At 44.0% G+C, this 5,984-nt stretch carries 6 protein-coding genes; 2 read left to right on the forward strand and 4 right to left on the reverse strand.

The genetic code is table 11. From position 1 onward, the window contains the following. Positions 1–92 precede the first annotated feature (92 nt). A complete protein-coding gene (locus tag CVD23_RS02845) occupies positions 93–278 on the forward strand; it encodes a hypothetical protein (RefSeq protein ID WP_101665131.1) in 186 nt (61 codons plus the stop codon). A 236-nt stretch (positions 279–514) separates the two neighbouring features. On the opposite strand, the gene CVD23_RS02850 is transcribed toward CVD23_RS02845, so the two are convergent. Genes CVD23_RS02850 through CVD23_RS02865 form a run of 4 tightly spaced genes read right to left on the reverse strand, consistent with a single transcriptional unit; the run spans position 515 to position 4,393 of the window. Continuing rightward, positions 515–1,549 carry an NAD(P)/FAD-dependent oxidoreductase gene (locus CVD23_RS02850; protein ID WP_101665132.1) on the reverse strand — a complete coding sequence of 345 codons (1,035 nt, stop codon included), beginning with the start codon at positions 1,547–1,549 and terminating at the stop codon, positions 515–517. A gap of 11 nt (positions 1,550–1,560) precedes the next feature. Continuing rightward, on the reverse strand, positions 1,561–2,379 hold the full coding sequence (locus CVD23_RS02855) for an ABC transporter ATP-binding protein (RefSeq protein ID WP_101665133.1): 819 nt from the start codon (positions 2,377–2,379) through the stop codon (positions 1,561–1,563). A gap of 14 nt (positions 2,380–2,393) precedes the next feature. Beyond that, a complete protein-coding gene (locus CVD23_RS02860) occupies positions 2,394–3,404 on the reverse strand; it encodes a FecCD family ABC transporter permease (RefSeq protein WP_374702610.1) in 1,011 nt (336 codons plus the stop codon). Between the two features lie 11 nt (positions 3,405–3,415). Then, on the reverse strand, positions 3,416–4,393 hold the full coding sequence (locus CVD23_RS02865) for a FecCD family ABC transporter permease (RefSeq protein WP_101665136.1): 978 nt from the start codon (positions 4,391–4,393) through the stop codon (positions 3,416–3,418). Between the two features lie 394 nt (positions 4,394–4,787). Here CVD23_RS02865 and CVD23_RS02870 point away from each other — a divergent pair, with 394 nt between their 5' ends. Then, on the forward strand, positions 4,788–5,753 hold the full coding sequence (locus CVD23_RS02870; protein ID WP_101665135.1) for an iron-hydroxamate ABC transporter substrate-binding protein: 966 nt from the start codon (positions 4,788–4,790) through the stop codon (positions 5,751–5,753). Positions 5,754–5,984 lie beyond the last annotated feature (231 nt).

The raw sequence follows: 5,984 nt of genomic DNA on the forward strand, positions 1-5,984 counted from the left end.
CACTTACTCGGGTTGGACTTTCACCAACTAGCAATTAACGGCTTGCTGGGCACGCATAAACAGCAAAGCTGCCGAAACTGGCAGCTTTTTTAATGGGTTCTTTGTTAGTTCTGCTGTTGCAAGGGTATACATTTAATATAGTCGAAACGGAAGAGGAGGAAGAAACGATGGTAAACCACACTAAACGTGTAATCGGTTCTTACGAATCAGAGCTCGAAGCGATCCAGGCAGTCGAAAAGTTGAAAGCGGATGGTTACAGAGCAGAAGATAGACGGTAAGGTTGTAAAAAGAACCTGGATCAGGGTTCTTTTACTTTCAAACTGAATCGAACGATGTTTCTAAATGAATATTAAATCCTTTTTACACTTCAGAGCCGAATACACCTCTATCTTTTAACCGTCCAATAACCTACTTTTCGCAGGGGTGTTCATAGTCTCACTTTCCTTATACTTTGTTAAAAAACCTAAACGCAAATAAACCGCTCAAAAAATTCGAGCGGTGTTTTGCGGGTTATTTAAGCCTTTGCCAGTTTTTTATGTTTTCGGAGCAGTTCATCATGGTGGTGGGTGGAGTAAAGAGCAATAAGGTCTTGTTCCGGTTCGAGGTATGCTTTAGCGCTATTAACAGCTGTCGGTCCTTCCGCGAATCCGCCGGCTATTAATTTTAGCTTATGAGTATAGTTCACAACGTCTCCGGCGGCAAAAATCCCATCGATACTTGTTTTCATATTCCGATCAACTTTAATCGTGCCGTTCTCAATCTCCAGGCCCCAATTCTTGATGGGACCAAGATCGATATCAAAGCCATGGTTCACAAAAAGTTCATCCACGATGATTTCTTCTGTTGCACTTGTACCCAGCCTGGACACCGTTACGCTCGAAAGTTGTCCGGCCTCTCCAGTCAAGGCTGTTACAGTGTATGGAGTCATTATTGAAATAGAAGAGTTTCTCATCGCTGTTATGTTGCATTCAAGGCCGCCGAACTCATCGCGTCGATGAACGACGGTCACTTTCCTGGCAACTGGTTCCAGTGCGTTCGCCCAATCAACAGCGGAGTTGCCTCCACCCGATATTAAAACATGTTTATCCCTAAAATAATCGATCTTATCTACTGAATAATGAAGGCTTTTACCCTCATAGTCATTTGCATTTTCAACGTCGAGTTTGACAGTTTTCAAAGTCCCGAAACCAGTTGCCAAAATGATCGTGCGGGTATAATGTTTCTCACCGGACTGGCTTGTTAAAACGAACGTTCCATCTTCTTGCTTTGTTAATTCAGTTACCTGCTGATTTAAGATAATTGTCGGATCGAAGGTTTTCGCCTGCTGTTCAAGCTGCTTGACGAAATTTTCACCAGAAATTTGGGGAATACCCCCAATATCGTGAATCATCTTCTCTGGATAAAAATACGACACTTTTCCACCCAGATGGGGCAGAAATTCGATGATTTTCGTGTTCATTTCACGCATTCCACAGTAATAAGCCGCAAACAAACCAACCGGCCCACCGCCAATGATCGTTACATCATACAATTGATGCCGTTGTACCATTGTTTTTCCCCCTAGAAACTGGCTGCTTCTTTTGATAATCGTGGATTATCCAACAAATCATATGAAAGACAGACAGGTTTTTGCGTTCGCGGATCTTGAACGACCTCTGCATCAATGTGGAATACATCTTTTAAAACTTCTGAAGTCATGATCTCTGCAGCAGCCCCTTCCTTAATCACCCTCCCACCGTTCAAAGCGACCATATGGTGGGCAAAACGAGCCGCATGGTTTAAGTCATGGATCACCATCACAATTGTGCGATTCTGTTCTTTATTCAACAGCTCAAGAAGCTTTAGCACCTCAAGCTGATGGGCCATATCAAGATATGTTGTCGGCTCATCTAGCAGTAAGAGATCTGTTTCCTGGGCAATCGCCATCGCAATCCAGGCCCGCTGGCGCTGACCGCCTGAAAGTGTATCAACCGCTTGATGGCTCAATGGCAATAATCCTGTTACCCCCAAAGCCCATTCAATCACTTGGCGGTCTTTATCAGCTAACCGCCCAAATCCGCTTTGATGGGGTGAGCGCCCATAAGAAATGAGTTCATAGACCGTTAATCCAGTCGGAGCTTCGGGTGATTGAGGCAAAATCGCCATCTTCTTCGCAATCTCTTTCGTCGGCATTTTGTGAATCATCTTGCCATCCAAGTAAACAACACCCGCTTTCGCCTCGTGAATTCGGGCCAGTGTTTTTAAAATTGTTGATTTCCCACACCCGTTCGGACCGATAATCGTCGTGATTTCTCCTGGCGGAATACGCAAATTCAAATCCTTTACGATCACCTTTTCACTATAGCCAATTTCCAGATTCTCAGTTGAAAGTGAAACCACGATCATCTCTCCTTTTACTTTATTTTCATTAATAGGTAGATAAAATAAGGGGCACTTAAGATAGAAACGACAACACCAACGGGAATTTCTGAAGGGGCAAGAATATTTTTCCCTATTGTATCAGCCAGCAACAAAAGTAAAGCGCCGAGCAAACTAGTGATCGGGATGAGCAGCTGATGCTTCGGTCCAACCATTCGCCGGGCAATATGGGGAGCTACCAAGCCGAGAAAGGCGATTCCCCCACCGGCCGCCACACTTAAACCTGCGAGTGCAACCGCAACAACCAATAATATTCTCCGTTCGTGTTCTACTTTTGTTCCAAGCCCAATCGCCAGCTGGTCTCCTAAATTCAAAATATTTAACGCATGTGATTTATAAACCGCATAAATGATTAGCAGAAGAATCCACGGCGCCAGCGCCCATACAAATTTCCAATTTGCTCCCCAAATATCACCTGATAACCAGACAGCGGCCTGCATAAAATCCTGCGGATTCATTTTCAGCTGAAAAATGATAATTGCTGCGCCAAACCCGGCATTAACACCAATTCCGACCAGAATTAACCGCACCGGATCAAGCCCCTTTTTCCATGCCAAAACGTAAATAATCAATGCAGCTCCTAAAGCACCAAGCAAAGCGAATAACGGCATGATAAACACGCCGGAAGTGCTTAAGTTTGCCATCGAGCCTTGAAAAAAGAAGATAAACAGGATGACTGCAAATCCCGCTCCTGTATTAATCCCCAATATACCGGGGTCAGCTAATTCATTTTTTGATACGCCTTGTAAAATCGCTCCCGAAACAGCCAGTCCTGCACCAATCAACAGGGCAAGAACCATTCCGGGCAGGCGAAAATCGACCAATATTAGTCGGTCCCGCTCCGTCCCCATTCCGAGGAGAGTTTTTATTACATCCAGCGGAGCAATGCGGACTACCCCCATGTTCAAGCTGATAAAAAAGAGAACGACAATGAGGATAGTCAGCAAAATCGAAGTAAATAAAAATTTTCTTCTGCCTGTTTTTATCAGTGTATCCATCACAATCCCCTCCTTTCCCCGCGAGCAAGGTAAAGGAAAAAAGGAACCCCAATTGCCGCCGTGATCGCGCCAACCGGCGTTTCAAATGGAGCATTGACCATCCGCGCTGTTACATCCGAGAGGACTAACAAAAGGCCACCCAGCACAGCGGAGGACGGAATGATCCAACGGTAATCAGAACCAACCAAAAAGCGCGTGATGTGCGGAATAACCAATCCGATAAACCCGACCGCTCCAGCCACCGATACCGCTGCGCCTGTTAAAAGGAGAATAACAATGATGCCGAGTGCTTTAACGAGCAAGGTATTTTGCCCGAGCCCTTTTGAAACCTCTTCTCCAAGGCTAAGTATCGTAATCGAACGGGAGATTAGCATCGCAAGCAGTAGCCCGGCTCCACCGGCTATCAACAAGATGTATACTGAAGTCCAATTAGTTGAAGCTAACCCTCCTGCGTACCAAAAGCTGATGTTTTTGGCCACTTGAGTGTGGAGACCAATTGCAGTTGAAATCGACCTCAGCAACGCACCTACTGCAACTCCCGCGAGCGCCAGTTTAACGGGCGTGAGCCCACCCTTTGAAAAAGTACCAATCATAAAAACAAGCAGGACCGCGAATCCTGCACCAATAAAAGCTGAAAAGGATTGGCTAACAATCGTGGCTGACGGAAGAAAAGCGAGCGTAACAACAAGCGCAAACGCTGCTCCATCCGTAACACCCATGATCGAAGGGGAAGCGAGCGGATTGCGCGTTAACCCTTGCATAACAGCCCCGGATACGGCAAGAAATGCTCCTACCAATGCTGCGGCGATTGCCCGCGGCAACCTTATTTCCTGAATAATCTGGTGGGATGTCAATTCAGAATTAAAGGCAAAAACAGCTGCAGAAACAGTAGACAGATTTATATCTGCTGCCCCGTAAACAACCGAAAGGACAATCGCAAAAACGATTGCGATAGAACCGCCGACAAGCACGAACATCCCGCTGATTACACGCGACTGTACTTTTTTCGACTCAGCTTGTAAAAAAGAACGTTTGCTCCGCTTCAACCGTCTTACATTCCCTTCCTGCTCCCACTATCAGCTTCACCAGTCTCTCTGACCATTGCTAATCCTTTAGAAGTTAATCTGTTATGCTATATTAAAAAGCAACCCAATTTTAAGTTAAGAATGATAATTATTATCAATACTATTAGTATAACAGGGCTTAAAAATTATTCAATCATGAATACATTAATGTTGCACCGCTGACAGATTTGTTCACTTTTTCTTCAAAAATAAATCTTTAATGGCAGCGGAATATTGACAGTCTACTTGAAAGTGATTATCATTTTCATATAAATCTCTTTTGAATAATAGACCTGGGAGGAAAAAAATGTTTTCGATTAAGAAAAGAATTTTACTTGTCTTTAGTTTAGTATTATTAATATCACTAGGAGCTGCTTGCAGCAGCGAAGACAATTCAAATACATCTGAATCAGGTGAGGGAAAAACAGCAGAAAACAACGGTGAACGTACGTTGGAGGATGCGACTGGCGAGGTTACTATCCCTGCCGATCCCGAACGCATTATTGCTCCTTATTTAGAGGATTCTTTGTTAGCCCTTGGTATTACACCCGCAGCTCAATGGTCGATTGGAGATACTGTCCTCGATTATTTGCAGCCTCAACTAAAAGGAGTCCCGAAAGTCAGTTACGATCTTCCATTAGAACAAGCTATCAGCCATGATCCTGATCTCATCGTGTTCAGCTCCCCATCCGCGATTCAAAATGGGCAGCGTGAAGAGTATCTGAAAATCGCTCCGACCTTTGTACTTAAAGAGGAAGTGAACGCAGATTGGCGCCAACAGCTCCTGCAAATGGGTAAGATTGTTGATAAAGAAGATGATGCTGAGAAAACGCTTGCTCAATATGACGAAAAAGCCGCCGAAACCAAAGCGAAAATAAAAGATGCAATTGGGGATGAAACAGCGGCGATTATTTGGGTAATGGGTGAGCAATTCTATTTATTTGAAAATAACCGCTACAGCGCCACTGTTTTGTATAATGATTTAGGTATTCAACAGCCATCTTTTGTCGAGAGTCTCCCTGAAGCAGGAGTACAGTGGGATCCAATTTCACTTGAAAAACTAGCCGAGTTGGACGCAGATCATATTTTCCTTGTGAGCAAAGAAAACGAACCAGGATTGGAAATTTTGGCGAACAGCTCTATATGGCAGGGCCTCCCTGCAGTCAGCCAAAACCATGTTTATGAAATGAATGATCCAAGCCATTGGACAATTAACGGCCTGATTGCCCATGAAATGACGATGGATGAAGTGGTAAAGGCTCTTACAAAATAAATTACCTATAGGAAAAGGGGGTTGCTTTTGGCAACTCCCCTTTTTTGATGGTCATCGAAATGAAATAAGCATATCCTGTTCGCTGATATTCGGACTTGGTACTTGGTATTTTGGTATAGGGAGAGCCAAAATTGCTTCTTTGGTTTTGATTTGAAATTATATTTTTCCTCACTAGTGTTGCATAAATACTGTCGAAAAATTCAATCTATTCATTCTCATGGTTTAGAGCCA

Origin of the sequence: Bacillus sp. V33-4 (genome assembly GCF_002860225.1) — a bacterium.
In the GTDB taxonomy this organism is placed as follows: Bacteria; Bacillota; Bacilli; order Bacillales; family Cytobacillaceae; genus Bacillus_BJ; species Bacillus_BJ canaveralius.